The organism is Rhizobium sp. AG207R (assembly GCF_027109195.1).
In the GTDB taxonomy this organism is placed as follows: Bacteria; Pseudomonadota; Alphaproteobacteria; order Rhizobiales; family Rhizobiaceae; genus Rhizobium; species Rhizobium dioscoreae.
Window position 1 is genome coordinate 19490 of sequence record NZ_JAEPVT010000019.1, and the last position, 26505, is coordinate 45994.

The 26505-nt window shown below is 61.0% G+C and carries 27 protein-coding genes; 14 read left to right on the forward strand and 13 right to left on the reverse strand.

Features of this window, described 5'->3' with window-relative positions:
- Positions 1 to 4 precede the first annotated feature (4 nt).
- The 4 genes from JJQ51_RS31595 to JJQ51_RS31610 are packed head-to-tail and all read right to left on the reverse strand — an operon-like array spanning position 5 to position 3747.
- Complete coding sequence (locus tag JJQ51_RS31595; RefSeq protein WP_113396080.1) at positions 5 to 841, reverse strand: carbohydrate ABC transporter permease; 837 nt, start codon at positions 839 to 841, stop codon at positions 5 to 7.
- Positions 838 to 1761: a carbohydrate ABC transporter permease gene (locus JJQ51_RS31600; RefSeq protein ID WP_269245762.1), complete on the reverse strand. Its 924-nt coding sequence runs from the start codon at positions 1759 to 1761 to the stop codon at positions 838 to 840. The genes JJQ51_RS31595 and JJQ51_RS31600 overlap by 4 nt, the downstream gene beginning before the upstream one ends.
- Entirely contained in the window at positions 1754 to 2917 is a 1164-nt protein-coding gene (locus JJQ51_RS31605) for an ABC transporter ATP-binding protein (protein WP_269245763.1), read from the reverse strand. Before JJQ51_RS31605 ends, JJQ51_RS31600 begins: the two co-directional genes overlap by 8 nt.
- Positions 2914 to 3747, reverse strand: a complete 834-nt coding sequence (locus JJQ51_RS31610) for a metallophosphoesterase family protein (RefSeq protein ID WP_113389273.1) — start codon at positions 3745 to 3747, stop codon at positions 2914 to 2916. Before JJQ51_RS31610 ends, JJQ51_RS31605 begins: the two co-directional genes overlap by 4 nt.
- 234 nt (positions 3748 to 3981) lie before the next feature.
- On the opposite strand from JJQ51_RS31610, the gene JJQ51_RS31615 reads away from it, so the two are divergent.
- The 6 genes from JJQ51_RS31615 (at position 3982) to JJQ51_RS31640 (ending at position 8215) form a co-directional block, all read left to right on the forward strand.
- Positions 3982 to 4191, forward strand: a complete 210-nt coding sequence (locus JJQ51_RS31615) for a SlyX family protein (RefSeq protein WP_069615920.1) — start codon at positions 3982 to 3984, stop codon at positions 4189 to 4191.
- A 120-nt stretch (positions 4192 to 4311) separates the two neighbouring features.
- Positions 4312 to 5061: a peptide-methionine (S)-S-oxide reductase MsrA gene (gene msrA / locus JJQ51_RS31620; RefSeq protein ID WP_113389272.1), complete on the forward strand. Its 750-nt coding sequence runs from the start codon at positions 4312 to 4314 to the stop codon at positions 5059 to 5061.
- 130 nt (positions 5062 to 5191) lie between these two features.
- Complete coding sequence (locus JJQ51_RS31625; protein WP_269245764.1) at positions 5192 to 6115, forward strand: bestrophin family protein; 924 nt, start codon at positions 5192 to 5194, stop codon at positions 6113 to 6115.
- A gap of 64 nt (positions 6116 to 6179) precedes the next feature.
- Entirely contained in the window at positions 6180 to 6719 is a 540-nt protein-coding gene (locus JJQ51_RS31630) for a sigma-70 family RNA polymerase sigma factor (RefSeq protein ID WP_269245765.1), read from the forward strand.
- Positions 6706 to 7476, forward strand: coding sequence for an anti-sigma factor family protein (locus JJQ51_RS31635; protein WP_269245766.1), 771 nt, complete (start codon positions 6706 to 6708; stop codon positions 7474 to 7476). Before JJQ51_RS31630 ends, JJQ51_RS31635 begins: the two co-directional genes overlap by 14 nt.
- A 22-nt stretch (positions 7477 to 7498) precedes the next feature.
- Positions 7499 to 8215, forward strand: a complete 717-nt coding sequence (locus JJQ51_RS31640) for a Bax inhibitor-1/YccA family protein (protein WP_112341769.1) — start codon at positions 7499 to 7501, stop codon at positions 8213 to 8215.
- A gap of 325 nt (positions 8216 to 8540) precedes the next feature.
- On the opposite strand, the gene dgoD is transcribed toward JJQ51_RS31640, so the two are convergent.
- Positions 8541 to 9689 (reverse strand): galactonate dehydratase, encoded by a 1149-nt coding sequence (dgoD, locus tag JJQ51_RS31645; protein ID WP_112722531.1) that lies wholly within the window; start codon positions 9687 to 9689, stop codon positions 8541 to 8543.
- Positions 9690 to 9719: 30 nt separating this feature from the next.
- Entirely contained in the window at positions 9720 to 10514 is a 795-nt protein-coding gene (locus tag JJQ51_RS31650) for a FadR/GntR family transcriptional regulator (protein ID WP_269245767.1), read from the reverse strand.
- Positions 10515 to 10870: 356 nt separating this feature from the next.
- On the opposite strand from JJQ51_RS31650, the gene JJQ51_RS31655 reads away from it, so the two are divergent.
- The 5 genes from JJQ51_RS31655 (at position 10871) to JJQ51_RS31675 (ending at position 17127) form a co-directional block, all read left to right on the forward strand.
- Positions 10871 to 11302 carry an OsmC family protein gene (locus JJQ51_RS31655; RefSeq protein WP_004117925.1) on the forward strand — a complete coding sequence of 144 codons (432 nt, stop codon included), beginning with the start codon at positions 10871 to 10873 and terminating at the stop codon, positions 11300 to 11302.
- A gap of 117 nt (positions 11303 to 11419) precedes the next feature.
- Positions 11420 to 11899: a hypothetical protein gene (locus tag JJQ51_RS31660; RefSeq protein ID WP_113389269.1), complete on the forward strand. Its 480-nt coding sequence runs from the start codon at positions 11420 to 11422 to the stop codon at positions 11897 to 11899.
- A gap of 228 nt (positions 11900 to 12127) precedes the next feature.
- On the forward strand, positions 12128 to 12736 hold the full coding sequence (locus tag JJQ51_RS31665; RefSeq protein WP_113389268.1) for a TetR family transcriptional regulator: 609 nt from the start codon (positions 12128 to 12130) through the stop codon (positions 12734 to 12736).
- 60 nt (positions 12737 to 12796) lie between these two features.
- Entirely contained in the window at positions 12797 to 13945 is a 1149-nt protein-coding gene (locus JJQ51_RS31670) for an efflux RND transporter periplasmic adaptor subunit (protein ID WP_113332468.1), read from the forward strand.
- Between the two features lie 23 nt (positions 13946 to 13968).
- The gene (locus JJQ51_RS31675) at positions 13969 to 17127 is read left to right on the forward strand and encodes an efflux RND transporter permease subunit (protein ID WP_269245768.1); all 3159 of its coding nucleotides are present in this window, start codon (positions 13969 to 13971) and stop codon (positions 17125 to 17127) included.
- A gap of 56 nt (positions 17128 to 17183) precedes the next feature.
- Here the strand turns inward: JJQ51_RS31675 and JJQ51_RS31680 are convergent, their stop codons facing one another.
- From JJQ51_RS31680 to JJQ51_RS31690, 3 genes are all read right to left on the reverse strand, one after another.
- Positions 17184 to 17927 carry a metallophosphoesterase family protein gene (locus JJQ51_RS31680; RefSeq protein WP_269245769.1) on the reverse strand — a complete coding sequence of 248 codons (744 nt, stop codon included), beginning with the start codon at positions 17925 to 17927 and terminating at the stop codon, positions 17184 to 17186.
- 228 nt (positions 17928 to 18155) lie between these two features.
- A complete protein-coding gene (locus JJQ51_RS31685) occupies positions 18156 to 18629 on the reverse strand; it encodes a VOC family protein (RefSeq protein WP_269245770.1) in 474 nt (157 codons plus the stop codon).
- A 99-nt stretch (positions 18630 to 18728) separates the two neighbouring features.
- Complete coding sequence (locus JJQ51_RS31690; RefSeq protein WP_269245771.1) at positions 18729 to 19475, reverse strand: SDR family oxidoreductase; 747 nt, start codon at positions 19473 to 19475, stop codon at positions 18729 to 18731.
- A gap of 112 nt (positions 19476 to 19587) precedes the next feature.
- Here JJQ51_RS31690 and JJQ51_RS31695 point away from each other — a divergent pair, with 112 nt between their 5' ends.
- The gene (locus tag JJQ51_RS31695; RefSeq protein WP_269245772.1) at positions 19588 to 20502 is read left to right on the forward strand and encodes a LysR family transcriptional regulator; all 915 of its coding nucleotides are present in this window, start codon (positions 19588 to 19590) and stop codon (positions 20500 to 20502) included.
- A gap of 8 nt (positions 20503 to 20510) precedes the next feature.
- Here the strand turns inward: JJQ51_RS31695 and pdxA are convergent, their stop codons facing one another.
- The 3 genes from pdxA to JJQ51_RS31710 all read right to left on the reverse strand — a co-directional run bounded on the left by pdxA (position 20511) and on the right by JJQ51_RS31710 (position 23756).
- Positions 20511 to 21524 (reverse strand): 4-hydroxythreonine-4-phosphate dehydrogenase PdxA, encoded by a 1014-nt coding sequence (gene pdxA / locus JJQ51_RS31700; RefSeq protein WP_269245773.1) that lies wholly within the window; start codon positions 21522 to 21524, stop codon positions 20511 to 20513.
- Positions 21521 to 22705, reverse strand: a complete 1185-nt coding sequence (locus JJQ51_RS31705) for a four-carbon acid sugar kinase family protein (protein WP_269245774.1) — start codon at positions 22703 to 22705, stop codon at positions 21521 to 21523. The genes pdxA and JJQ51_RS31705 overlap by 4 nt, the downstream gene beginning before the upstream one ends.
- A gap of 199 nt (positions 22706 to 22904) precedes the next feature.
- On the reverse strand, positions 22905 to 23756 hold the full coding sequence (locus JJQ51_RS31710) for an oxidoreductase (RefSeq protein ID WP_269245775.1): 852 nt from the start codon (positions 23754 to 23756) through the stop codon (positions 22905 to 22907).
- Positions 23757 to 23938: 182 nt separating this feature from the next.
- Between JJQ51_RS31710 and JJQ51_RS31715 the strand changes: the two genes are divergently transcribed.
- Both JJQ51_RS31715 and JJQ51_RS31720 read left to right on the forward strand, forming a co-directional pair.
- Positions 23939 to 24817, forward strand: coding sequence for an AraC family transcriptional regulator (locus JJQ51_RS31715; RefSeq protein ID WP_269245776.1), 879 nt, complete (start codon positions 23939 to 23941; stop codon positions 24815 to 24817).
- 119 nt (positions 24818 to 24936) lie between these two features.
- Positions 24937 to 25284 carry a CAP-Gly domain protein gene (locus JJQ51_RS31720; protein WP_113332530.1) on the forward strand — a complete coding sequence of 116 codons (348 nt, stop codon included), beginning with the start codon at positions 24937 to 24939 and terminating at the stop codon, positions 25282 to 25284.
- Between the two features lie 35 nt (positions 25285 to 25319).
- Here the strand turns inward: JJQ51_RS31720 and JJQ51_RS31725 are convergent, their stop codons facing one another.
- Positions 25320 to 26384 (reverse strand): D-alanine--D-alanine ligase family protein, encoded by a 1065-nt coding sequence (locus JJQ51_RS31725; protein WP_269245777.1) that lies wholly within the window; start codon positions 26382 to 26384, stop codon positions 25320 to 25322.
- Positions 26385 to 26505 lie beyond the last annotated feature (121 nt).

Genomic DNA, 26505 nt, shown 5'->3' on the forward strand with positions numbered 1-26505 from the left:
CCGGTCAGCCTTTGAGACCGGTCATGGTGATGCCCTCGACGAAACGCTTCTGTGCCAGAAGGAATGCCGCGACGAGGGGAAGGGTGATGATGAGGGTTGCAGCCATCAGCGCGCCGTAGTCGTCGCCGGCTTCGGCGGCGCGGAAATACATGAGACCCAGCGGCGGCGTGAAATATTCCTGCTTGGTGATGACGATCAGCGGCCAGTAGAGATCGTTCCAGTGCGCGACCACCGAAAAGATCGCGAAAGCCGTGACTGCCGGCCAGGCATTCGGCACGATGACGCGGGCGACGATGCCGATTTCAGACATGCCATCGAGGCGGGCGGCATGGATCAGATCGTCAGGCATGGCGCGGAAGAACTGCAGGAACATGAAGATCGCGAAGACCGAGATCGAGAAGGGTGCGACCAGGGCGGCATAGCTGTTCAGCAGCGACAGGCTGTTGAAGCCGACATAGAGCGGCAGCGCCGTCGCATGGATCGGGATCAGCAGCCCGAGCATGACCAGCACCATCATGGTGCGTGCGGCCGGGAATTTCAGCTTCGCCATGGCATAGGCGCAGGGGATGGCGATCAGCACCTGGAAGAAGAAGATCAGGCCGCAGACCAGGACGCCGTTGAACAGCAGCGTGCCCATCGAAACCTTGCTCAGCGCCTTCGCGATATTCTCGACGTAATAGAAATGCGTCGGGATCAGCTTCAGCGCCGAGGTGAAGATATCGTCCTGCGCCTTGCCGGCGGTCGAGATCATGAAGATGTAGGGCGCCAGGAAGATGAGCGAACCAAGGATCAGGATCGCGAGGCGCAGGATGCGGCCGGGAGTGAAGCCTGTCGAGGTCATGTGTAATGCACCTGCCGGTCTTGGACGCGATATTGCAGGAAGGTCAGCACCACGAGGATGGCGAGGAAGACCGTGGTCATCGCCGAGGCGTAGCCGACGCGCAGATAGACGAAGCCTTCCTGGTAGATGGTGAAGAGCAGGACCTCGGAGGCATGGTTCGGACCGCCGTCGGTCAGGGCCTTTACGGTGTCGAAGACCTTCACCGCATTGATGATGCTGATTGTGGTCACAAACAGCGTCGTCGGTCCGAGCATCGGCCAGGTGACGAGCCAAAAGCGGTCGAAGGACGATTTCGCACCATCGACTTCGGCTGCGGCGTAGAGTTCTCGCGGGATGGCGGTGAGGCCTGCGAGAAACAGCACCATGTTGAAGCCGACCGATTGCCAGACGCCGATGATCGACAGGCTGTAGAGCGCGGTCGCCGAGGCGCCGAGCCAGTTCGGGCCACGCACGCCGATCTCGCCGAGCAGCGCGTTGATCGGGCCGATCGTCGGGTGGAAGAGATATTGCCAAACGGTCGCCATCGCGACGATCAGCGAGGCGACGGGAAGGAAGTAGGCCGTGCGGAAGAAGCTGCGGCCGATGCCTTCGCTCTCGATCAGCAGCGCGACGCCGAGGCCGAGCACGATCGAGACGGGTGCCACGATGGCGGTATAGGTCGCCGTATTCCAGAGCGATTTCTGGAAGGCGCGGTCGCGAAGCAGATGCGCGTAGTTCTCAAAAGCCACGAAACGCAGGCTCTTGTCGCCGAGCTGGAAATCCGTGAAGCCGAGTACGACGACGGCGACGATCGGCACGATGATGAAGAGCACGATCAGGATGATGGCGGGCAGGGCGAAGAGCAGCGCAGTTCGGGCTTCGCTGCGTTCGCGTGCCGCGGCCGTCCTCATCGGTACGGATGTGGCGGCAATGCTAGCCATGCGCCTTCTCCCGTGTGGCGTCGACGGTCGTTGGGCTCGCGCGCAGGCGGCGGCCATCTTCGGCGAAGACCATGGCCTGTTCGGCTGCAAGCGTCAGCGCAACCGGCATGCCGGCGGATAGGCCTGCAACTTCTGCCGGTGCGAGCTTGACGACCATGGTTTCGCCGATGGCGTCGAGCTTGGCATAGAGGATGACTTCGGAGCCGAGGAATTCCATGCGCTCGATATGGGCGGCGAGCGCATCCTGGCGGTCCTGGGAGAGCTGCACGAATTCCGGGCGAATGCCGAGGGTCACATTCCTGCCGGCAAAGCTGCTGTCGTCGAGCGCCAGCCGGATGCCACCGAAGGCGACGGTGCCGTTTTCGGCGAGCGCCGGCAGCAGATTGATGCGCGGCTGCCCGACAAAACGGGCGACTTCCACATGGGCCGGGTCGTCATAGATCGTCTGGGGAGAGGCGAGCTGCAGCAGCTGGCCGCCGATCATGACGGCGACGCGGTCGGCCATCGACAGCGCCTCGGCCTGGTCATGCGTGACGTAGACAGTCGGCACGCCCGCGCGGCGGTGCAGATCGACGATCTCGCCGCGGGCATGGACACGCAAATTGGCATCGAGATTGGAAAGCGGCTCGTCCATGAGGAAGACGGCGGGACGGCGGACCATGGCGCGGGCCAGCGCCACGCGCTGGCGCTGGCCGCCCGACATCTGGCCCGGCTTGCGGTCGAGCAGGTGATCGATCTTCAGCGAGACGGCCATGTCGCGGACATCGCGGATGATGCCGGCGCGAGCTGCGCGCTGGCCGGGGATGAGCGAGCCGATGAAGGGCAGGCGCTGGACGCGCGACAGGCGGCGCATGGCGAGCGGCACGGCGATGTTTTCCGAGGCTGTCAGATGCGGATAGAGCGCGTAGGACTGAAAGACCATGGCGATGTTGCGGTCTGCTGCCGCTACGCCGGAAACGTCGCTACCGCCGAGGATGATTTCGCCGTTGTCGGCATGGTGGAGGCCGGCGAGGATGCGCAAGAGCGTGCTCTTGCCGCAGCCCGAGGGGCCGACGAGGGCGATGAATTCGCCGGGCTGGACGTCGAGATCGACGCCCTTGAGGATGGCGTTGCCGCCGAAGGATTTGGCGATGCCGCGAAGCGAAAGCGCACTCATTCGGTCGGCTCCTTTGCCTTGGGGGCGGCCTGCGGATAGACTTCCATGACGACATCATCGAGGAAGTAGGCAGTCATGCCGGGTACGGCGACGAGCTCCGTCGAGACCGTTTCGCCAAGTTCATGGATCGCTGCGCCGATCAGCCGTTCGCCGGGCATTTCGCGCTCCATCTTGTCGAGGATGAAGGCGCCGGGCGGCGCCCAGACTAGGTTGGTGTCGTTGAAGCGGCCTCCCCAGCTCCAGTGCAGGTGGCCACTGCCGAAGAGAGCCACGTCATGGGCTGCGATCAGATCGTAGAGCCTGCGGCGCTGGGCCGGGCGTACGCTCCAGTAGCCGGTATCGCCCTCATCGGGCGTATCCACGAAGAGCGGCTTGTGGGCAAAGAGGGCAATGCGACGCTCGCCACGGCTTTCGAGCATCTCCTGCAGCCAGTCGAACTGCTTCTGCTCCTCGGCATCCTCGAAGCCCATCAGCAGGCTGTTGAGGCCGATCAGCCGCCAGTTGCCGACATCCTTCGCCCAATAATCCGGGCCGACGAGGCGGCGCCAGCGGTCCAGCCGTTCGGGATTGACGGGCTGATAGGAGCCGGGCAGGTGGCCGACATCGTGGTTGCCGGGGACGATGAGCATTGGCACGGAGACCTGCCGCATCATCTCCATGGAGAAGACGAGATCTTCATCCCTATCGGCGCCGTCAACGCTGAGATCGCCGGTATGAACGACGAGATCGGCGCCGCTTGCCTCGATCCATTTCGCCAGCGGCTCCCAATTGCCGTTGAAATGTGGCTTGTTGGGGCTCAAATGGGTGTCGGTGATCTGGATGATCTTCACGGCGCTTCTCCGAGGTCTTCAGAATGGTGCGCCTGTGGAAGGGATTGCCTTCAAATGGGCGCGTCTATGCGCTCTCTTTAGAAGGCGTCCATGTCAGTCAGGTAACAGGTCTTTTCAGCTGTTTTTCAGTTTTGTCATATCGCCGTCAAACGGCGCCGGTGTTCGCTTCGTGCCAAATGGAAGCACTGTACGCGGCGATGTCGGTGCTATAGATCCTTGCGAAAGGGGTCCGCTATGTCAGACGAAGAGAGCCGCATCACCAAACTCGAGGAGACGGTCGCCCATCAGGCCAAGACGATCGAGGAGCTGTCCGACCAGATTGCCGAGCAATGGAAGGTCGTCGAACAGACCAGGCAGAAGCTTGACCGGCTGACCGAACGGTTTTTGACGCTGGAGGAACAATCGCTCGAAGCGCCGGCCATTACCAAGCCGCCGCATTATTGAATCAGGTCACAGCGTCATTCACGTTTCGGTGTTACACGCGGGCGTGTGTAACAAAAGAGCCTGTCTTCCCGTATTTCTTTGTGACCGGAGCATTTGCATCGCGGTCGAGAGGAAATCACCATGAAGATTTTATCGACGGACATGATCCGATTCCGTTCAGCACGCTTTGTTCGTTTCGCCGGCCTGACGGCGGCAGTGTTGCTTGGCGGCGTTGCGTTGCAATTTGTCGGCCGTGCTTCGGCCGAGGACGCACGTGTCATTCCCGCGCCGAGCATGGACGAGAAGGCAGCCTCCGCCAACACGGAGACGGCGGTGCTTGCCGGCGGCTGCTTCTGGGGCGTGCAGGGCGTCTTCCAGCACGTCAATGGCGTCATCAGCGCGACGTCGGGCTATACCGGTGGCAGCAAGGATGCTGCGCATTATGAAATGGTGAGCGGTGGCGACACTGGCCATGCCGAATCCGTGCGCATCGTTTTCGATCCGCACAAGATCAGCTATGGCCATCTGCTGCAGATCTATTTCTCAGTGGCGCATGATCCGACGGAGCTGAACTATCAGGGGCCGGATACCGGGACGCAATATCGTTCGGCTATCTTCCCGACCAGCCAGTCACAGGCCGATATCGCCAAGGCCTATATCGATCAGCTCAACCATGCCAAGGTCTTCGACGCCATGATCGTCACCAAGATCGAGCCGGCGCGGCAATTCTATGCCGCCGAGAGCTATCATCAGGATTTTCTGACGACGCATCCGACGTATCCGTACATCGTCATCAACGATCTGCCGAAGATTAAGAACCTCGAGCATCTCTTTCCTAGGGATTATCGCCCCGACCCGGTTCTGGTGACCGCGAGCGTCGGCGCGAACTGACCGATAGCCGATGAGCTAACCGGCGAGCGATGCCCGCCGGTCACGGCCGCCTTGCAAGAAATGCTCATTACTCTCAGCGCGTCTGGTGTATTGCTGCGCCACCTGACATTCATCGAGAGTGCGCTTCGCCATGATCGTCCGCGACCGGCCGAATCTTTTCCAGCTTTTCTTCATCCTTCGTGGGTCGATCATCCGGCGTATCCTGCCACAGATCATTGCCATCTTTCTGCTGTCAGCATTGATCGTCTGGGGCCATGAGGAGCGGCCGAACCTCATCGTCTCCTTCAACGGCTCGGCGCTATCGCTGCTCGGTATCGCGCTTTCGATCTTCCTCGGTTTTCGCAACAATGCCTGCTACGACCGTTGGTGGGAGGGGCGGCGCGACTGGGGGCAGCTCGTCAATCTCGCGCGTGGCTTCGCCCGGCAGACGCTGGTGCTGGAGAGCGCGGGCGAGCCGGGCGCCGAGGCGCGCAAGAACCTGCTGCGCCTGACCATGGCGTTTGCACAGGCGCTGGTCTGTCTTCTGCGGCCCGGCAGCGACGAGGCCAAGGTGCTCCGCCTGCTCACTCCGAGCGAGGCGGAGTTTTACCATGCGGCCCGCAACAAGCCCGATCTCATTCTGCGCCTCATGTCTGCCGATCTGGCGCGATTGAAGGCACTGGGCACGATTTCGGATATCCAGTATCAGATGCTGGATATCAGCATCGGGCAGATGGGCGCGGCCCAGGCCGCTTGCGAGCGGCTGCGCAATACGCCGCTGCCTTTCGGCTATACGCTGCTTCTGCATCGGACCGCCTATCTCTTCTGCTTCCTGCTGCCTTTCGGCTATGTCGATACGCTCGGCTGGGGCTCGCCCTTCGTGACGGCCCTGATCGCCTATACCTTCTTTGGCCTGGATGCGCTGGGCGACGAACTGGAAGACCCTTTCGGCCATCGCCCCAATGCGCTCGCCATCGGTGCGCTTGCGGATACGATCGAGATCAATCTGCGCGAAGCGCTGGGAGAAACCGACCTGCCGCCGCTACCGCAGCCCAAGGATTTCCTGCTGATGTGAAAATCGGCAAAAAATATTCGCTGGGCGATGGAATAGAATCCGGAGTGCTTCCGTATATAGGTGTATGGAACGCAAAGGACGCACATTCGATGTTTTAGGGCAGCTCGGTTCGCTGAGACGTTATGCCCGCTCGCTCGTGCGCAATGCGGACGAGGCCGAGGATCTGGTGCACGACGCGCTGGTCAAGGCCTATGAGCGCAAGGCTTCTTTCAGGCGCGACGGCAATCTGCGCACCTGGCTGCTATCGATCCTGCACAATGTGCATATCGACCGCCTGCGCCAGAAGAAGTCGTTGAACCGCCGTCACGAGGAGGCTGCGGCCGACCTCGAAACGGCATTGCCGGCATCGCAGGATCACACGGTTCGCCTGAACCAGGTCCGCGAAGCCTTCTTCAGCCTGCCCGAAGAGCAGCGTGAGGCGCTGCATCTCGTCGCGATCGAGGATCTCTCCTATCAGGAGGCGGCTTCAGCGCTTGGCATTCCCGTGGGCACGCTGATGTCCCGCATTGCCCGGGCAAGGGCGAGCCTGCGCAATTTCGAGGAGGCGACCTCCAAGGTTTCACATCTCAGGCTTATCGAGGGAGGCGGCAATGAAAATCGTTGATCCGATCATCGATACCGATCTCGACGCCTATGTCGACGGCGAACTGACGCTTGCGCGCCGTGTCGAGGTGGAATCCTATCTCTCGGAGCATCCGGAGATCGCCGCCAAGGTAATGGCCGATATGAGCATCCGCGGTGAGCTGCGCATGGCCCTGGCCGGAGAAGGCCATGTGGTTCGGGTGGAAACGCGTGAGGCCGCACGGCGGCTGGAGCGCGGGCTGGTCTGCGGCCGTATGCTGGGTTCTTTCCAGCGTGTTGCGGCCGTTGCCGTGCTGGTCACGACCGGCTGGGTTGCGCATACGTCCTTCGGCGCCTTTACGGCGAGCGAGGTCAGCGCGTCGACACGGCCGCCAGCCTTCGTCGACGATGCGGTGCGCGCCTACAAGACCACGGCCGTGCGCGAAGAAATCAAGCCGCAGTCGGCGGCTGCAAATTACAATCCGGATGAAATCCGCGCATCGACGGCAATCATTTTGCCGCAGCTGCCGGGCGACTGGCGTGTCACCGATGCGCAAATCTATCCGTCCGAATTCGGTCCGAGCGTCGAAATGATGGTCGATGCCGGCGAAGACGGACATTTGTCACTGTTTGCCGTCCGTCCGGGCAATTTCGCCGTGCAGGATGTCAGTCACATCAAGCGTGACGATGTCCAGGCTGCCTATTGGCAGATCGGGGAAGTCGCCTATGCGCTGATCGGCAACGGCAAGGCCGGTCAACTTGACGGCGATGCCGAAAAGCTTGCCCGCAGCCTCTACTAGTTTGGATTAAAGGAGAACGACCATGAACCCGACCAATCCGCGATACGGCTACGGAGCCGCCGCCGGCTCTCAGGCGCTCTTCGACGAGGGGCTGCGCCGGCACATGCTGCGCGTCTACAACTACATGGGTATCGGCCTTGTCGTGACGGGTATCGTCGCGCTGATCGTCGGCACGACGCCGGCGCTCTATGTGCCGATCTTCCAGAGCCCGCTGAAGTGGGTCGTCATGCTGGCGCCGCTTGCCTTCGTGTTCTTCTTCTCGTTCCGCATCCAGTCGATGTCGGCCAGCACGGCGCAGATGATGTTCTGGGCCTTCTGTGCCGTCATGGGCCTGTCGCTGGCCTCCGTCTTCCTGGTTTTCACCGGCACGAGCATCGCGCGTACCTTCTTCATCGCCGCGACCATGTTCGGCGCGACCAGCCTCTACGGCTATACGACGAAGCGTGATCTCTCGAACATCGGCTCGTTCCTGATGATGGGTCTGTTCGGTGTCATCATCGCCAGCATCGTCAATATCTTTCTGGGTTCGAGCGCACTGCAGTTCGCCATCTCGATCATCGGTATCGTCGTCTTCGTCGGCCTGACCGCCTGGGATACGCAGAACATCAAGGAGCAGTATGCCGAAAACTACGATCAGGAATCGCAGCAGAAGCTCGCCGTCTTCGGTGCCCTGTCGCTCTACCTGAACTTCGTCAACATCTTCCAGCTGCTGCTGAACTTCACCGGCGAGCGGGAGTAGTTTGAAATTGCCTGCTTGAGCATGGTCAGAGCTAAAGGGCACTCCACGCCTTTGGTGATCATGCTCCGGTAATGCGTCTCCCTGGGGGCTTGTTGAGACGCATGACGCGCCTGCAGTATCTGCGCCGATACTGCAGGCGCAACTTTTTTTGGGAGAACGGCACACGGGATGTGCAGCGATATTCGCCGCCACGCGGCAAAGGGGAAGGTGCCGGATTAAGAGAGCACCGTCTAAAGAAAAGGCCCGATAGCGCAGATCTGCTGCCATCGGGCCTTTCATCATTGGAGATATGCGGTTTCTCGTCCGTCAGGTGACGAGCGTGGTCTTACCACTCAGCGACACTGCCATCTTCATGGCGCCAGACGGGGTTGCGCCAGCGATGGCCTTCCTTGGCACGCTCGATGACATAGGCTTCGTCGACTTCGATGCCGAGGCCGGGACCTTGCGGGATCGAAACGAAGCCGTCGGCATATTGGAACACTTCCTTGTTGGAGATGTAGTCGAGGATGTCGTTGCCCTTGTTGTAGTGGATGCCGAGGCTCTGTTCCTGGATGAAGGCATTGTAGCTGACGGCGTCGACCTGCAGGCAGGCGGCAAGCGCGATCGGGCCGAGCGGGCAATGCGGGGCGAGGGCCACGTCATAGGCTTCGGCCATGGCCGCGATCTTGCGGCATTCGGTGATGCCGCCTGCGTGGGAGAGATCGGGCTGAAGAATGTCGACATAACCGTCAGACAGGACCGACTTGAAGTCCCAGCGCGAATAGAGACGCTCACCCAAGGCGATCGGCGTCGAGCAATGATTGGCGATTTCCTTCAGCGCCTCGCGGTTTTCCGACAGCACCGGCTCTTCGATGAACAGCAGCTTATAGGGTTCCAGCTCCTTGGCAAGCACCTTGGCCATCGGACGATGGACGCGGCCGTGGAAATCGACGCCGATGCCGATATAGGGGCCGATTGCCTCGCGGATGGTGGCGATGGTCTCAACGGCCTTCTCCACTTTGTCATAGGTATCGACGATCTGCATTTCCTCGCAGCCGTTGAGCTTGATCGCCTTGAAGCCGCGGGCAACCACATCCTTGGCATTGTTGGCGACGTCGGAGGGGCGGTCGCCGCCGATCCAGGAATAGACTTTGATCTTGTCACGCACCTGACCGCCGAGCAGCGAATGGATCGGCTGACCCAGCGCCTTACCCTTGATGTCCCAGAGAGCCTGGTCGATGCCGGCCAGCGCCGACATGTGAACGGCGCCGCCGCGGTAGAAACCGGCGCGGTACATGACGGTCCAGTGATCCTCGATCAGGAAGGGGTCTTTGCCGATCAGATAGTCTTCCAGTTCGTGCACGGCGGCCTGTACGGTCAGCGCACGGCCCTCGACCACGGGCTCACCCCAGCCGACGATGCCTTCATCGGTCTCGATCTTCAGGAACAGCCAGCGCGGGGGAACGATATAGGTCGTCAGCTTGGTGATTTTCATGGGAATAATTCCGTTTGGCTTTGGGTTGTGTCAGCGGCGCGAGGCCGCAGATCTCCGGGTTTCGAGATTGGTTATCCGGCCTTCGTCCAGCCGTCGTTCGACAGCGAGATCGCGGGCGGCAAGATCGAGCATGCGATGGGCACAGGCACGTGCGGCATCGCGGTCGCGCAGGCGCAGTGCCTCGACAAGTTCGCCGTGAACGGCAATCGCTTCGTCGCGGCTATCGGCGGCGACGTTGGAGGCGTGCAGAGCATATTTCAGGCCGGCATGCATGGCGCTGGAGAGGCGCCGGAACACCTGGTTGTGACTGGCGCTCAGAAGTACGCTGTGGAAGGTCACGTCGGCTTCGGTAAAGCCTTCCGGATCATCGCCGCTGTCGCGCATCTGCTGCCATGCACTCTCCAGGTCGGCAATTTCGCGGGCCGTGGCGCGCTCGGCCGCATATTCTGCAGCGGCGGGCTCTATGGTGCGGCGCGCTTCGAGAATGGAGCCGAGAATATCGAAATCGGCGATATAGGGACCCATCCATGCCAGCACGTCCTGGTCAAGAATGTTCCAATCGTCCTTGTCGCAAACGGTGGTGCCGATGCGCGGCTTGCCACGCACGAGCCCCTTGGACTCCAGCACCTTGAGGGATTCGCGGATGACCGTGCGGCTGACGCCGTATATTTCGCAGAGATCGTTTTCGCGCGGCAGGGTCGAGCCGGAAGGATAGCGTTCGGCGCAGATGTCTTCGGCGATCGCCGCCGTCACGTTTCTGCGCACGCGCGGACGACGCCCGGGCTGAGCCGATGAGTCGTGCCCCTGTCTTTCGAGCGATTCCACCCTATCTCCTCCACACCGTTTCGCATGTTTTCCCGAACACCTTCTCTTTCGACGAGAGGGGCTTCCATGCGGGCGATGCCTTATCGCGCTTCGCGACCATGTGAACGCGATGATATGGCAATCATCATACATTGGCAATATGCTTGTATGATGATTTAAAAAGGCTTCGATGAGGCTATCCGGGAACAATCCCTCGTCCCATGCTTTTCGAAATCGGCCTCGCTGCTGTTACGGCGGCGTCGTCTTGGGCGGATAGAAGGACTATGGTGACGATGCAGGCGGTCAAGCCGCTTGCCGTCGATCATCAACGGGAGGCGGTTCCGCTCCCGAATTCATTCAACGACAAGGAGGACGACATGCAGATCAATCGCACAGGTTCGGCTCAATGGTCCGGTGGCTTGAAGGACGGCAAGGGTCAGATCTCGACGCAGAGCGGCGCGCTCAATCACTATCCTTACGGTTTTGCCAGCCGCTTCGAAGGCGTTGCCGGCACCAATCCGGAAGAGCTGATCGGCGCGGCGCATGCCGGCTGCTTCACCATGGCCCTGTCGCTGATCCTCAATGAAGCCGGTTTCACCGCCGAAAGCATGGAGACGACGGCCAAGGTGACGCTTGAAAGCGTCGAAGGCGGCTTCGCCATCACCGCAATCCACCTGACGCTGACCGGCAAGGTGCCCGGCGCCGATGAAGCGACCTTCACCGAGCTTGCCAATAAGGCGAAAGCCGGCTGCCCGGTTTCCAAGGCGCTTGCCTCCGTTCCGATCTCTCTGGAAGTTCACGCCGCCTAAGCGGCCTCTAAGGCCTTCGCGTCGCGCTGGCTGGCGCGGCGCGTTTCGTATATATTCCGCATTCGGGGCATTGGGCTGTCATTTCCATCGAAATGCAATGCTCACTTGGAGGGGCGAATGTCTGGAATTCTCTTGATTCACGTCGTCATCAGCTTGGTCGCCATCATCAGCGGCATCGTGGTAGCCTACGGCTTTCTCACCGCCGACCGTCATAATCGTTCGACGCTCGTCTACATGCTGACGACGGCTCTCACCAGCTTGACGGGTTTTCTGTTCCCGTTTCATGGCGTGACGCCGGCGATCATCGTCGGCATTATCTGTCTGCTGATCTTCATTCCGACGGCGCTGGCGCGCTACACATTCCACCTTGCCGGCATATGGCGTGCCGTTTTCGTGATCGGCGCGCTCGTGTTGTTGTTCTTCAACTGTCTGGTGCTCATCATTCAATCGTTCCAGAAGATACCGGCGCTCAATGCGCTGGCGCCCACCGGAAACGAGCCGCCGATTCTCGCGGCGCAGGTCGCGCTTTTGCTGGTCATCGTCTTCGTCGGCTTTTTCAGCCTTCGACGTTTTCATCCGACACTCTTGAGCGCCTGACAACGCAGCGGCCGTGCCGCGATAAAATTTCGGACACTTTCGGCTTCGCCCCGCGAGGCTGTTGTCGATCGTTTAACTGTTGCTTCAAGTAGTTCGGCGCATTCTCGGTTTATTGAATAGCATCTAAAAGCCGCCCAAGTTGTGGTCGGCTTCATTGACATCGGCGCTCTGATGGTTTACGAGTGACGAAAATTGAAAATCGTCACTCGTAAACCATCAGGCCTGCTTATGCTCGATCTTTCCGACGTTAGCGCCGATCCTGCCCGCCAGGAAAACATCACGCGCATTCTCGATGCCGCCGAAAAGCTGTTTCGCCACTATGGCTACAGCAAGACGAACGTCGCCGATATCGCCCGGGATCTCGGCATGTCGACGGCAAATATCTACCGGTTCTTCGGCTCTAAGACGGAAATCCACCAGGCTCTTTGCGGGCGCATGCTCGGCCAGAGCTATCAGATGGCTCTTGGTATCCGTAATCAGCCGATCAGCGCGACCGAGCGGCTACGGGCTTACGCGCTATCTCAGTACAAGATGATATTGGAGACCATGCTGGATGAGCAGAAGGTTCACGAGATGGTCATCGTCGCCATCGAGCGCGACTGGCATGTCATCGAAAAGCATATCGAGCGTACGCAGGCGCTGGTCGCCGAAATCATCGCGGAGGGGATTGCTGCCGGTGAATTCGCCGAACAGGACCCGCATCTTGCCGCCAAATGCTTCGCTGCGACGACCGTCGATCTCTGTCATCCGCAAATGGTGGCCCAGTGCCTTGCCAAATCCTACCAGGCGGATCCCGAAGATATCATCGCATTCGTCATCAGGGCTTTGAAGAAATAGCAATGCGCGCACCGGATGGCCGGCGTGTTTCCACTTTTTGTTCGATTTTAGGAGAGCGACATGGTTTCGCTGACGACCAACACTCTACGGGCCGCTGCCGGTGCGGTTCTACTTGCAGCCTTGGGGCTCGGGCTTTCCGGCTGCAATGAGAAGAAAGAGGAGACGGCGGAGGTGATCCGGCCGGTCAAGGTCGTCGAAATCGCCCAGGCTGATACGACACGCAAGCTCGACTATTCCGGCGCCGTTCGCGCGCGGACGGAAATGAATCTCGGCTTTCGTGTCAACGGCAAGATCATCGAGCGCAAGGTGGATATCGGCCAGAGAGTAAAACCCGGCGATGTGATCGCCCGCATAGATGCCACCGACTATATCCTCGCCGTGCGCCGCTCGCAGGCCGATCTGGATGCGGCCGAAAAGCAGGTACAGACGACCGAGCTTGCCCGCACGCGTGCACAGACGCTCTTTAACAAGAATGTCACCTCGAAGTCGCAGCTCGAGCAGGCGGAGCTTTCCTATGAGCAGGCCGTTTCGACGCGCGATTCCGCGGTGTCGGCATTGACCGAGGCGAAGAATCAGGTCGCCTATGCTGACCTGACCTCCGACATGAATGGTATCGTGACCGCAATCAATGCCGATGTCGGCCAGGTGGTCAGTTCCGGCACACCCGTCATCACAGTTGCCGTCGATGGCGAGAAGGAAGTGCAGGTCGCTGTCCCGGAAATGGACATCGCCCAGTTCAAGGTCGGCAAGGACGTCAAGGCGCGCTTCTGGTCCGACGCGGCGCTCGTGCTGGATGGAAAGGTGCGGGAAGTGTCCGGGAGTGCCGATCAGTCGCGCACCTTCGCGGTGCGTGTGAGCGTGCCGAACGATCCGCGCGTTCTGCTTGGCATGACCGCGACGATCGAGGCGCTTGCCGACAATACGCAGCCCTATGTTTCCATTCCGCTGAGCGCGCTTGCGCAGAGGGACGGGCAGCAGATCGTCTGGCTTGTCGACCGCAGTGCCGGCACCGTGCATTCCCGGACCATCAAGGTCGCGGACTTTTCCGATGACGGCGTGCGCGTGGCCGATGGCCTCAAGACCGGTGATGTCGTCGTTGCAGCCGGCACCCAGTTCATGAGCGAAAACATGAAGGTCAAGCTTCCGAGCGCCGGTGCTCAGCAAGCCTCCGCAGACACCAAAGCCGCTTCGGCGGATATCGTACGCTGATCCGGATAGAGGGGGACGACGTCATGTCCATCAACAGCACCTCCGGCGAGAGGAAGCGTTTCAACCTGTCGCGCTGGGCGATCGCCCATCCAAGCATCGCGCGGTTCCTGTTCGGGCTCATCATCATCGCTGGCGCACTCGGCCTGACCCATATGGGTCAGAAGGAAGATCCGGATTTCACCTTCCGCGTCATGGTCGTGCAGACCGTCTGGCCCGGCGCCTCCCTGCAGGACATGGAAGACCAGGTGGTCAACAAGATCGAGCGCAAGCTGCAGGAAACGCCGCATCTCGATTGGGTCAAATCCTACACCCGCGCCGGTTTTGCCATCACCACCATCCAGATCAAGGGCGACACCAACACCGCCGAGGTGAAGGACGCCTTCTACCAGATCCGCAAGAAGGTCGGCGATATCGGCAACGAGCTGCCGTCCGGCCTGCTCGGTCCCTATTTCAACGATGAATTCGGCGATACCTTCATTACGCTGCATTCGATCAGCGGCGACGGCTACACCTATCCGGAGCTGAAGAAATTCGCCATCCAAGCCCGTGACATGCTGCTTTCGACGCCTGGCGTCGAGAAGGCCACCATCATCGGCGATCAGGCGGAGCAGATTTATATCGACGTCTCCTCCAAGGTTCTGGCCGAGCGCGGGCTGACGCTCAACGATCTGAAGAACGCCGTTGTCGGCCAGAACAATGTCGATCCGGCCGGCAATGTCGATACGAGCACGCGCTCGGTACGCATCTCGGTCGAGGGTGACGTCAACAAGATCGAGGATATCAAGAACCTGCGGCTCAACGCCGGCGGCCAGGTGACTCGTCTCGGCGATATCGCTACCGTCACCGCCGGTCTGCAGGATCCCTATACGGCCAAGTTTCTCTACAATGGCCATCCGAGTGTTCAGCTCGGCGTCGTCATGGCTCCAGGCTTCAAGGTGACCGATGTTGGTAAGTCGGTTGAGGAAACCTATAAGCGCTTCGAAGCCTCGCTGCCGGTCGGCGTTCAGGTCGATCAGATCGCCAACCAGCCTGATGTCGTCACCGACGCGATCAGCGAGTTCATGCATGCGCTGGGCGAAGCTCTCGTCATCGTGCTGATCGTCTCGTTCCTGTCGATCGGCTGGCGTTCCGGCCTGGTGATCGCAATCGCCATTCCGCTGGTGCTGGCCGCCACCTTCGCCATCATGTACGAGTTCGGCATCGACCTGCAGCGCATTTCGCTCGGCGCGCTCATCATTGCGCTCGGCCTGCTGGTCGACGACGCCATGATCGTGGTCGAGCTCATGGAGCGCAAACTGGAAGAGGGGCTCGTCAAGCTCGATGCCGCCAGCTTCGCCTATTCCTCGACTGCCTTCCCGATGCTGACGGGCACGCTGATTACGACAGCCGGCTTTATCCCCGTGGGCTTTGCTGCATCGACGGCCGGCGAATATGTCCGCACGCTCTTCTACGTCGTTGGCATCGCGCTCGTCGTTTCCTGGTTCGTGGCCGTCTATTTCACACCATGGCTTGGCTACATGATCCTCAAGCAGCGCCACCATGCCGGCGAGCATCATGATGTATTCGATACGCGCTTCTATCGCCGTCTGCACTCCTCGGTCGCCTGGGCCGTACGCCATCGTGTCATCGTTCTGCTGCTGACGCTTGCCGCCTTTGTCGGCAGCCTTTGGTCCTTCCAGTTCATTCCGCAGAACTTCTTTCCCCAGTCGTCGCGTCCGGAAATCCTGGTCGATCTCTGGCTGCCTGAGGGCACCAGCATCAAGGAGGTCGAGCGCCAGGCTCAAGCGCTGGAAGCCCGCATGGCCGATGATCCGGACAAGCGCTTCATCGCCACCTATGTCGGGCAGGGTGCGCCGCGCTTCTTCCTGCCGCTCGATCAGCAGCTCACCAATCCGAACTATGCCCAGATGCTTGTCATGGCCAAGGACGAGCCGGCACGCGAGCGGCTGATTGCCAAGATGCGCGGCATCCTGGCGGCGGATTTCCCCTCCGTCCGCGGCAAGGTCGACCGCCTGTTCCTCGGCCCGCCCACCGGCTGGCCCGTGCAGCTGCGCGTCATGGGTCCTGACCGGCAGGAGGTTCGCCGGATTGCCGACCAGGTGAAGCAGCGCTTCACCCAGAATCCGCTGCTCGGCGCCATCCATGACGACTGGCTCGAGCCGGTGCCGGCGATGAAGCTGGTAATCGATCAGGATCGCGCCCGCGCTCTCGGCGTTACCTCGCAGCGCATCCGCCAGATGCTGCAGGCCTCGATGTCCGGCTTCACGCTCGACAATTATCGCGAGGGTGAGGAAACCGTAGGGATCGTTGCCCGCGAGCCGGAGGCAAGCCGTCATCTGCTGACCTCGGTCAACTCCGTCTATATCCCGACCGACTCGGGCGGGTTCGTGCCGTTGTCGCAAGTCGCCAAGATCGTGCCCGTCATGGAGCAGAGCATCGAATGGCGCCGCGATCGTCTGCCGACCATCTCAGTGCGGGCAACCTTGCCTGATAACGTGCAGTCGAACGACGTGACGGCCAAGCTCTACAACGATATGGCTGATCTGAGGAGCAGCCTGCCGGCCGGCTACAAGATCGAGATCCAGGGCGGCGCCGAGGACAGCGCCGAGAGCCAGGCCTCGATCGCCGCCAAGGCGCCGATCATGCTCGTCATCATCGTCGTGCTGTTGATGGCGCAACTGCAGCACTTCGGCAAGGCAATGCTGGTGCTGGCGACCGGTCCGCTCGGCATTATCGGTGCAGCAGGGGCTCTGCTCATCAGCGGTGCACCCTTCGGCTTCGTCGCGATCCTCGGCGTCATCGCTCTGCTCGGCATCATCATCCGCAACTCGATCATCCTCGTCGACCAGATTGACCAGGATATCGCGGCCGGGATGGATAGGAAGGAGGCGATCATCGGCTCGGCCGTGCGTCGTTTCCGCCCGATCATGCTGACGGCGCTGACGGCCGTGCTGGCGCTGATCCCGATCTCGCGCGGCGTCTTCTGGGGCCCGCTCGCCTATGCCATGATGGGCGGCATTCTGGTCGCGACCGTGCTGACGATCTTCGTCCTGCCTGCCGGCTACGCCCTGTTCTTCGGCCGCGAGCCCAAGAGCAAGTCGGTCGAACCGCCGGCCAAGGAGCAGGCCGATGAGGAGGAGCGGAATACGGTCCAGCTGCCGCCGGCCGTGGCGGCGGAGTAAGGCACCTGAAAGAAACAAATATCCCGGCTTCGAGCCGGGATATTTGTTTGAACCGTTCAGATCGATGGCAGGATCGTCTGTTTACCTTCGGCGATCTTGAGGATCGTCAGAGTTCCGCCCATCGAAACGGCCGTATCGATACCGATGCGGCTGAGACCAAAAACGGGATGCGAACCTGGTGTGTGGCCGTGGACCACCAGCAGCGGCAATTGCGGTCCGCCCGACAGGAACGGCTCACGAATCCACATCAGATCTTCATCCGTCTGCTCACTGAGAGGAAGGCCGGGTATGATGCCGGCATGGACGAAGAGTATCGAGCCGTAAGTGACAGCTATAGTTAGCGAACGCAGCAGGTCGACATGCGCTGCCGGCATTGCCTTAAGCGTCATGTCGCGCAGCTCCGCGACGCTGTAGCCTAGGTCGAAGAGCATATGTCTGGCGTCGATGCCGTAGGATGCGAGCGTCGGCAGGGCACCGAACTCCAGCCAATGGATGTTGGTATCGGGATCGTCCAGAAAGCGCAGGAACACGTCGTCATGATTGCCGCAAAGCGCATAGCGATCAAAGCCTTTAGGCGGCGGCGCGCTAAGATGCGCCAGGACATCGCTGGAACGTGGGCCGCGATCGACATAATCGCCGAGAAACAGCAGAAGCTTTCGGCCGGGAAGGGTGCGCGCATCCGCGATGATGCGCCTTTCGGCCTCCATCATCTCATCATAACAGCCATGGATGTCGCTGAGCGCGTAGATCGCCGTGTAATCACGTCCGGTGAGATCGATGCGGTCTCGTTGATGCTGCATGAAATCGACCGTTTCCTGCCGGGTCGCACCTGAACGGCCGCGGCAGTCCAATTGCTTGACATGGTGTCGAGAAACCCGCCTGTAGCGAGCCTATATGGACGGTATTCCAAGCATCGATCCGCCGCAAGTCTTACGGGCGCAGGCATTGGTCTGAACCGCTGAAATTGCAGCGAATTTCAGAACATCTTCGGCGGAGCTCGCTCGTGACGCGATCCCCAGAACAGTCGCTCAGTCGCGATAGGCGGCTTCGAGCCCGGCAATGTCGAGCTTGACCATGCCCATCCAGGCTCGCATGACGCGAGCGGCCTTGGCCGGATCCGGATCGGCGATATATTTGCGGAGCACCGCCGGCACGACCTGCCAGTAGACGCCGTAGCGATCCGTAACCCAACCGCATTCCACCGGCGCGCCGCCATCGACAAGGCCATCCCAAAGGCGGTCGACCTCAGCCTGGTCGGCGCAATCCACCTCCAGCGAGATCGCATGATTATATTCGATGCGGTCGCCGCCGTTCAGTGCCATGAAGGGCTGACCGGCGAGCGTGAAAGTAACGACCAGAACCTCATCGGGCTTGCCGGAGGGCATGTCGACAATGTTCTTCTGTACGTGATCGATCCGGGAATCGGGGAAGAGCGAAACATAGAAATTCGCTGCCTCCTCGGCTTCGCGCGCAAACCACAGGCATGGGGCAATCTTGGACATCGGGTGCTCCTCTCTCGTTGGATACCCCAAGGACGAAAGAGGAGCGGCAAAGCCGACAGGATTGCGGAATTTTTCGAGTTCGTGCCGACAGTCGAGCGGCTAGACCAAGCGGCCGCCACCATCGATATGCAAGATCTCTCCCGTCACAAAGCGGTTGGCCATCAGGAAGAGGATCGCCTGCGCGATATCTTCCGGCCGGCCGATATTGCGGCTCGGCAGGGTCGAGGCGGTCTGTTCGAGCACCTGCCGCTTGGCCTCGCCCATCAGGCCATCGAGCAGCGGGGTATCCACCCATCCCGGCGAAACCGCGTTGATGCGCATTGGCGACAATTCAATGGCGAGGGCGCGAACCGTGCTTTCGACCGCGGAAACGGCGGCCGCCACGACCGCACCGATGGCGGCGGGACGGGAGGCTAACTGCCCGGAGGTCATGGTGATCGAGCTTGCAGGATGCAGCAGGGGAAGAGCAGCCTTGATGGCGAGTAAGGGCCCGATCAGCCGTTCGTTCATGACCTTCGAGAGATCAGCCTCGGACTGATCCTTCAGCGACTGCAGGTGCACGGTCCCCGCCGTGATCAGCAGATGGTCGATTCTTTCGATCCCCACAAACATCGCCGGCTGCGGGGCGGCAATATCAGAGACGATCTGGACTGCGCCACCGATCGCCCCGGCGGCTTCCCGAAGACGCTCAGGGTTGCGGGATAGCAGAAAGAGATTCGCGCCGGCTTCCTTGGCCTGTCTGGCCGTTGCCAAGCCGATCCCCGAGGAGCCGCCGATGATGACGATGTTCTGACCTTGGAACGATTGAGGCTGCGGATTGCCCGTTTGAATGGTGCTGGTCTGCAAGACTGGTTCTCCGATTGGGTTGTTGACCGGCCGGAAGATCGTCGATCGGCATATGCTCGGGAAGAAAGCGAATAGCGATGTCATTTATCGTAAAAGACGATAAGATGTGGTCATGGATATGCTTTCCGCCATGCGCATCTTTACCCGCGTCGTGGAACGCGGCAGCCTTTCGGCCGCCGCGCGCGATCTTGGCCTTGGCCAGCCCACCGTCAGCGAGCGTGTCGAAAAGCTGGAGAAGCATCTGGGGGCGCGGCTCCTTTACCGCACGACGCGTTCTGTGCAGGCGACCGATGCCGGTGCGCGCTTCTATGATTATGCCAAGCGCGCGATCGAAGCAGCCGAAGAGGCTGAGGCTTCCGTCGCCTCGGCCGAGACATCGCTGACCGGAACGTTCCGGATCGCCGCGCCGCATGGGCTTGGAGAGATGACATTACCGAGGCTGCTCATCGAATTTCAGACGCGGCATCCAGCTTTGGCCATCGATGTGATCCTGAACGATCGCTTCGTCGATCCGATGACCGAAGGCGTGGATCTCTCCATCCGCATCGGTGAGGTTGGCAGCGGCAATTTCATCGCCCGCCGACTGGGGACTATGCAGCGACTCATGCTGGCCGCTTCCGGCTATATCGAGCGGCATGGGTTGCCGCGCGAACCGGCAGAGTTGGCAGCCCACCCCTTCATTCGTTTCCCAGGCTTCGCGGCGGATGAGCGGCTGCATCTGACCGGTCCCGACGGCGGCCCGGTGGAGGTGCCCATCCGCACCGCGTGGCGCGTCAACCACTGGCGGCCCCTTATGGAGGCGGTATTGGCGGAAAGGGGAATAGGCGCTCTGTTCACATTTGTCTGCGGCCGGGAGATCGCCGATGGCAAGTTGGTGCCCGTACTTCCTTCCTACGAGTTCAGGCGAGTGAGTGTCCATGCCATCTATCCGCCTGGACCGCGACCGGCCGCCCGGACAAAGGCCTTCCTTGCGTTACTCGCCGAGCGGATCGATCTCCTCCTTGGCGAGGCACATGAGCCTTCTTGAAGGACCTATCAACCGCCTGCCAACCTCTCCGCGAATTCGATCGCCTCTATCAGGCTGCGCTCATTGGCAATGCCCTTGCCGGCAATGTCGAAGGCGGTGCCGTGGTCGACGGAGGTGCGCACGATCGGCAGGCCGAGGGTGATGTTGACGCCGGAAAGATCCATCCATTTTCCCGTTACCGGATCGATCTCGAAACCGAGCAGCTTGACCGGTATATGCCCCTGATCATGATACATGGCGATGACCGCGTCATACTGGCCGGCGCGCAGCTTGACGAAAACCGTATCGCCGGGAACGGGACCGACGATATCGAGCCCGTCGGACACCGCCTTGGCAATGGTGGGCGTGGAGATATCGATATCCTGCCGGCCGAAGAGGCCGCCTTCGCCGGCATGCGGGTTGAGCGCCGCCACCGCGATCTTCGGGCTGGCGATGCCGAGATTTCTGAGCGCCTTGTCGGTGAGGTCGATGACGAGCCGCAGCCGCTCGGGCTTTAGCCGCTTCGGCACGTCTTCCAGCGCGACATGGGTGGTGACGTGGCTGACGCGCATATTGCCATGGGCGAGCATCATCACGGAGCCGCGCGCGCCGGTGAGCTCGGCCAAAAGTTCGGTATGGCCGGCATAATGGAAGCCGGCCTTGTTCAGCGCTTCCTTGTTCAGTGGTGCGGTGACGATGCCGCCGACCTTGCCTGACAGCGCCAGCTGAACGCCCTTTTCGATCGCCTTGAAGGCCATGCGGCCGCCATCGGCGGAAAGCCGGCCCGGCAGGATCGGCTCTCCCTCAGTATCGGCCTGGATGAAGCAGAGATTCGGCCAGTCGCCCTCCATCTCAGTCTCTGGAATCTCGATATCGAGGCCAAGCTGTTTTTCGGCAAGCCGCAGGGCAGGGCCGCTGCCGATAATGGTTAGTTTTAACTTACCTTCGTCGAGCCTGCCCTTCAAGCGGGCGGCAGCCTTGACGATGATTTCCGGGCCGATACCGGCGGGGTCGCCCATGGTGATTGCAAGATGCCGCGTCATGGTTCTTCTCCTCCGGCAATCAGCCCGTTTTCACTCAAGAGATCGCGCCATAGGGTGGGGCCGCCGAATGCGCCTGATTTCGAGATGACCGTCGTGCCTTCCCAGGAACCGCCGACGATCGTCGAGCGCGGCAGGCCGGGTGCTGCCTGGCCGGTGATGCTGAGGGCTGACACATCGAGCGCCGAACAGAGATTGCGCAGGGTCTCGCCGCCCGCGACGATCAATGTCCCTGGGGCGGGCAGTGCCTTGACCATGCCGCCGAAGCTCGCCGCTATCCGCCTTGCAGCATCATCGCGTTCAAGCCCCGTCGGCAGGTCGAGGCTGACCATGGCGACGCCGCTTTGCCGGATTTGATGATCGATAGTATCGGCATCAGCGCCTTCGCCAAGCTTCAGCCAATTGGGGCCACAGGCCTGGAGCTGCGCCAGCGTGATCGGCTGATCCGAGCCGAACAGGCCGAGCACCGGCCGTTGCAGCCTGCGCGAAATAGGGACTGATGGCGCCGGATGGTGTTCGCCTTTGTCATTTTTGGCGCGGAGCAGATGGTGAGTTGCCAGCTCGATATTGCGAGAGAGAGCGCGGGCAAGGCCGCCGGTGCCGCTCCAAAGGACGGATCCTTCCAGCTCAGATGAGACCCATGCAATGATGGCATCGAGATCCTCGTCCGTATGCGCATCGAAAACATGGATGCCATCCGGGATGGACTGGCCTTCGAGCCCATTAAGCGGTGTGTTGAAGGCCGGCAAACCCTCGGCGCGCAAATGCGCTGTTATATCGCCGCTAATGTCGCGCCAGGCGTCCTTACCGGCATAAAGCACCTGTCGTCCGCCCCGCGTGTGCCGCCCGTGATGCGGGAATGCCGGCGCGAGGATGCAGTGCCGCCAATGGCCGAGCCGGAAGCAGGCGGCAAGCTCCACCGCCCACGGGCCGCGAAACAGGCTGTCCACCTTCTTGAAGGCGAGATCGGCGCCCTGCAGCAACGGCGCGATGCCGCCGACGATCACTTCTGCTTCGGCGGCCGTCTTCTCGCGGGTACCGCTGTCGATCGCGAGACAATCCGGCAGGTTCTCGGAAAGCGCATCGCTGCGCTCCACGTCGATCGGCCCGTAGACGCCGACGAATTCGACGGCGGTATCGAGTGCGCCGGTCAAGTCGTCGGCAATGAGGCGGAGGGTGGGCATGAACTCAACGAGCCTTGCGGGTATGGGATATGGAAGCAAGGCCTTACGGCTGCTTGAACGAAGCGCAATCTTCAGCCTTCCAGGGGCCTTGTCAACGCTTGCTTTGTCATCGTTTCATTGATCGGGACCGTGACAATCATCGTGTTCTCGCAGGCGCCTAACCGAGTGTCGCTAACGACGGCTCGCGCCTGCGAGAAAGTCAGTCCTTCCGCAAGTCAGGAAAGTCGGCGCTCAGCGTAACATCCTTCCAGGCATCGAAATTCGCTTTCAGCGCTTCGAGGCGCTTGTAGGCGATATCGAGTGCCGGAGCACCCAGCAGCAATCGAAGCGGCGGCGCCTCGGCTTCGACCGCCTTTATGATGGCGGCCGCGGCACGCGAGGGATCGCCCGGCTGATTGCCGGAGGATGCCTTCGTGGACTGGCGGCGCTTTCCGGCGGTGTCGTCATAATCCTCGATCCGGATCGGAGACTCGACCATCGAGCTTCCGGCCCAATTGGTGCGAAACGCGCCCGGCTCGACAATCGTCACCTTCAAGCCAAGTGGCGCAACCTCATAGGACAGGGATTCCGAGATCGCTTCCACGGCAAACTTCGTCGCGTGATAATAGCCTGTGGCCGCGAATGCGACCAGGCCGCCCAATGAAGAGATATTGACGATATGGCCCTTTCTGCGGGCGCGCATCCCGGGCAATACTTCCTTGGTAACATTGATCAGGCCGAACAGATTGGTTTCGAACTGTTTGCGCACGCCCTCATCGTCACCTTCCTCGATGGCGGCGAGATAGCCATAGCCTGCATTGTTGACGAGCACGTCGATCCTGCCAAAAGCGGCGATGGAAGCGGCCACGGCCGCGCGGATCGTGGAGATGTCGCTGACATCGAGGCGCAGCGCCAAAGCGCGTCCTTCGTGTTCCGCGACAAGGGTTTCCAGTTTCTCAGGCTGCCTTGCCGTTACGACGGCCCGCCAGCCCCGCTCGAGTACGGATTTTGCAAGTTCATATCCAAGGCCGGCGGAGGATCCGGTGATAAACCATACGGGTGTGTCGCTCATGGTCTGCTCCTTTGTTTGCATGTTTTGGCAGCCTTCTGTCGAAGGATCGCCTTGAGCAAATCTAGGGGCGACTGATGCCCAGGCGTTAGGGCAGGAGGACCAGAGTTTCATACGATCCTTCCAATTTTGCCTGTTGGCGATATCATGTGTAGGAAATGCCGCCATCATCGAAAGCCGGATTTATGGACCCGTCGACACAGCTGCGAGAGCTGATCAGCCGCCACGCCGCCGTTCCGAAGCAGGCAACCGAAGTACAGGGGCTGACGCTTTATAGAGTTGAGCAGCCGACGCTGCCGACGGATACCGTCTACAGTCCGAGAATCTGCATGGTATTGCAGGGGACGAAGACGATCCGGCTCGGAGAGCGGGTTTTCAGCATCGATTCCTCGCAATATTTCATCGCGACGGTCAATCTGCCGGTGTCTGCGCGGATCGAGCAGGCCGATCCTGCCAGCCCGCACCAGGCGCTTTCCTTCGAGCTGGAGAGGGAGGAAATCGCAAAGCTCCTTGCGGAGGCTCCGGTGGCCCATGTGGTGGAGCCTCGCGATCACGCCGGAATTGCGGTGTCGCAGCAGACGCCGGAGATCGTGAGCGCCGCATTGCGCCTTGTCTCCTGCCTGGATACACCTGACGATATCGACATGATGGCAAGGCTTGCCAAACTTGAACTCTATTACCGGCTGCTGCGCGGTGAACTCGGGCCTATGCTGCGGCAGCTTGCTACCCACGGAACGAATCTGGCGCAGATCGGCCGCGTCACCGACTGGATCAAGGGCCATTTCGCCGAGGCCATGAGCATCGGCAAGCTGGCTGATATGGCGGGAATGAGCCAGACATCGCTGCATCGGCATTTCAAGGCCGTGACATTGATGACGCCGTTGCAATATCGGGCGCTCATCCGGCTGCAGGAAGCGCGTCGCCGACTGCTTCTTCGCGAGGGCAATGCACGGGAGATCGGATTTGAGGTCGGCTATGACAGCCAGACGCAGTTCACGCGCGAATACCGCAAATTGTTCGGCCGGCCGCCGGCGACGGACGCAGCCTTTCTCAGCGGCAGATGAACTTGACTCGCCGGATGATTTGTTCTGGAGAGTGAAGCGCACCGGGTTTGCCGATATCTGGCCATGTTCCTGCCCTAGCGGCAGAAGCCATAATGTTTCGTCGCCTCAAGGAGGGCAGGGTGAGCTACGATTTCCATGTGGGCCAGAAGGTCGTCTGCATCGACGATACGTTCAAGCATGTCAGCATCGATCAGCTGATCCGCAAGGGAACGATCTACACCATCCGCTGGGTTGGCGAATACACGCATTATGTCGACGGCACCTTCATCGGCGTGAAGCTGGAGGAAATCCATCGTGGCAATGATGACGGCCCGGAAGGCTATGGCGCGGCCGACATGCCCTATCGCGCCAGCCGCTTCCGCCCGCTGGTGAAGGATAAGATCGCCTCGCTCAGAAAGCTGCTCGCGCCGACGCCGGATGCGCCCGCCGAGCCGAAGGTGAAGACCAAGAAGACCGAAAAGGTCTGACGGCAGGCGGCATCGAGGCTTGCCGCCCCTCTGGGTTACACCTGCCGCGCCCGGGCAAACCCGTGCTCGATCAGCCGGCTGACGAGCTCCGGATAGGAAATGCCCGAGGCATCCATGGCCTTAGGATACATGCTGATATTGGTGAAGCCGGGCATGGTGTTGATCTCGTTGATGACGACACTGCCATCCGGCCGCAGAAAGAAATCGACGCGCGCCAGCCCTTCGCATCCGAGCGCGCGAAAGCCATCCGCCGCCATGCGCTTCAACCCCTCCGCCGTCTCAGCCGCAATATCCGCCGGCACGGTGACGACTGCGCCGTTCTGATCGATATATTTCGCCTCGTAGGAATAGAAGCCGTGGGTTGCTGATGTCGCGATCTCGCCCGGTACGGAGACGAAGAGCGAGCCGTCAGGCTCTTCCAGCACGGCGCACTCGATCTCTCGGGCGCGCACGAATTCTTCCACCAGCACCTTGCGGTCATGCCGGAAGGCCTCGGCCAGCGCGTTCTCGAACGCTTTGGCATCCTGCACCTTGCTGACGCCGACCGACGAGCCCTGGCGCGTCGGCTTGACGAAGACGGGCGAGCCGAGCGTCGCCGCGATCTCATCGAAAACAGGCTTGTCGCCGCGCGTCAGCGTTAGGGAGCGCGCCACCGGCAGGCCGGCCTCGCGCAGCAGGCGTTTTGCCATATCCTTGTCGATCGCATTGGCCGAGCCCAGAATGCCGCAGCCGACGAGAGGCAGGCCGACGATCTGGGCAAGGCCCTGAATAGAGCCATCCTCGCCGTTCAGCCCATGCAGCACCGGAAACAGCACATCGACCGCAGGCAGCTCACGTGCGCCAGACCCTTCCAGCGCCATCAGCCGGCCCTTGCCGCCCGGAACCAGGCACACCTCCGTGCCCTCATAGGCAATCGGCTCCGCCAGCGCGCCGCCCTTTTCCTCCACCAGCAGCCAGCGCCCGCCGCGATCGATCAGGATCGGCACGATCTCATATCTGCCGCCATCGATCGCCTTGACGACATTGCGGGCCGACATGACGGAAACCTCATGCTCGGTGGACTGACCGCCAAACAGAACGGCGACGCGTAGTTTCGGCATTGAGGCTTTTCTCCCGGGCCAAGAAGGATGTGATGGGAGAAGGGTTTAAACGGGGGATTGCAGCGGAATTGGGGAGGGATGAGGTGTGCTGTCACAAGAACAGATTTGTACGTGCCGGAGT

Coding starts and splice junctions, on each gene's coding strand:
- JJQ51_RS31595 (WP_113396080.1), bottom strand. CDS start 841: ATGACCTCGACAGGCTTCACTCCCGGCCGCATCCTGCGCCTCGCGATC.
- JJQ51_RS31600 (WP_269245762.1), bottom strand. CDS start 1,761: ATGGCTAGCATTGCCGCCACATCCGTACCGATGAGGACGGCCGCGGCA.
- JJQ51_RS31605 (WP_269245763.1), bottom strand. CDS start 2,917: ATGAGTGCGCTTTCGCTTCGCGGCATCGCCAAATCCTTCGGCGGCAAC.
- JJQ51_RS31615 (WP_069615920.1), top strand. CDS start 3,982: ATGTCAGACGAAGAGAGCCGCATCACCAAACTCGAGGAGACGGTCGCC.
- msrA (WP_113389272.1), top strand. CDS start 4,312: ATGAAGATTTTATCGACGGACATGATCCGATTCCGTTCAGCACGCTTT.
- JJQ51_RS31625 (WP_269245764.1), top strand. CDS start 5,192: ATGATCGTCCGCGACCGGCCGAATCTTTTCCAGCTTTTCTTCATCCTT.
- JJQ51_RS31630 (WP_269245765.1), top strand. CDS start 6,180: ATGGAACGCAAAGGACGCACATTCGATGTTTTAGGGCAGCTCGGTTCG.
- JJQ51_RS31635 (WP_269245766.1), top strand. CDS start 6,706: ATGAAAATCGTTGATCCGATCATCGATACCGATCTCGACGCCTATGTC.
- JJQ51_RS31640 (WP_112341769.1), top strand. CDS start 7,499: ATGAACCCGACCAATCCGCGATACGGCTACGGAGCCGCCGCCGGCTCT.
- dgoD (WP_112722531.1), bottom strand. CDS start 9,689: ATGAAAATCACCAAGCTGACGACCTATATCGTTCCCCCGCGCTGGCTG.
- JJQ51_RS31655 (WP_004117925.1), top strand. CDS start 10,871: ATGCAGATCAATCGCACAGGTTCGGCTCAATGGTCCGGTGGCTTGAAG.
- JJQ51_RS31660 (WP_113389269.1), top strand. CDS start 11,420: ATGTCTGGAATTCTCTTGATTCACGTCGTCATCAGCTTGGTCGCCATC.
- JJQ51_RS31665 (WP_113389268.1), top strand. CDS start 12,128: ATGCTCGATCTTTCCGACGTTAGCGCCGATCCTGCCCGCCAGGAAAAC.
- JJQ51_RS31670 (WP_113332468.1), top strand. CDS start 12,797: ATGGTTTCGCTGACGACCAACACTCTACGGGCCGCTGCCGGTGCGGTT.
- JJQ51_RS31675 (WP_269245768.1), top strand. CDS start 13,969: ATGTCCATCAACAGCACCTCCGGCGAGAGGAAGCGTTTCAACCTGTCG.
- JJQ51_RS31680 (WP_269245769.1), bottom strand. CDS start 17,927: ATGCAGCATCAACGAGACCGCATCGATCTCACCGGACGTGATTACACG.
- JJQ51_RS31685 (WP_269245770.1), bottom strand. CDS start 18,629: ATGTCCAAGATTGCCCCATGCCTGTGGTTTGCGCGCGAAGCCGAGGAG.
- JJQ51_RS31695 (WP_269245772.1), top strand. CDS start 19,588: ATGGATATGCTTTCCGCCATGCGCATCTTTACCCGCGTCGTGGAACGC.
- pdxA (WP_269245773.1), bottom strand. CDS start 21,524: ATGACGCGGCATCTTGCAATCACCATGGGCGACCCCGCCGGTATCGGC.
- JJQ51_RS31705 (WP_269245774.1), bottom strand. CDS start 22,705: ATGCCCACCCTCCGCCTCATTGCCGACGACTTGACCGGCGCACTCGAT.
- JJQ51_RS31710 (WP_269245775.1), bottom strand. CDS start 23,756: ATGAGCGACACACCCGTATGGTTTATCACCGGATCCTCCGCCGGCCTT.
- JJQ51_RS31715 (WP_269245776.1), top strand. CDS start 23,939: ATGGACCCGTCGACACAGCTGCGAGAGCTGATCAGCCGCCACGCCGCC.
- JJQ51_RS31725 (WP_269245777.1), bottom strand. CDS start 26,384: ATGCCGAAACTACGCGTCGCCGTTCTGTTTGGCGGTCAGTCCACCGAG.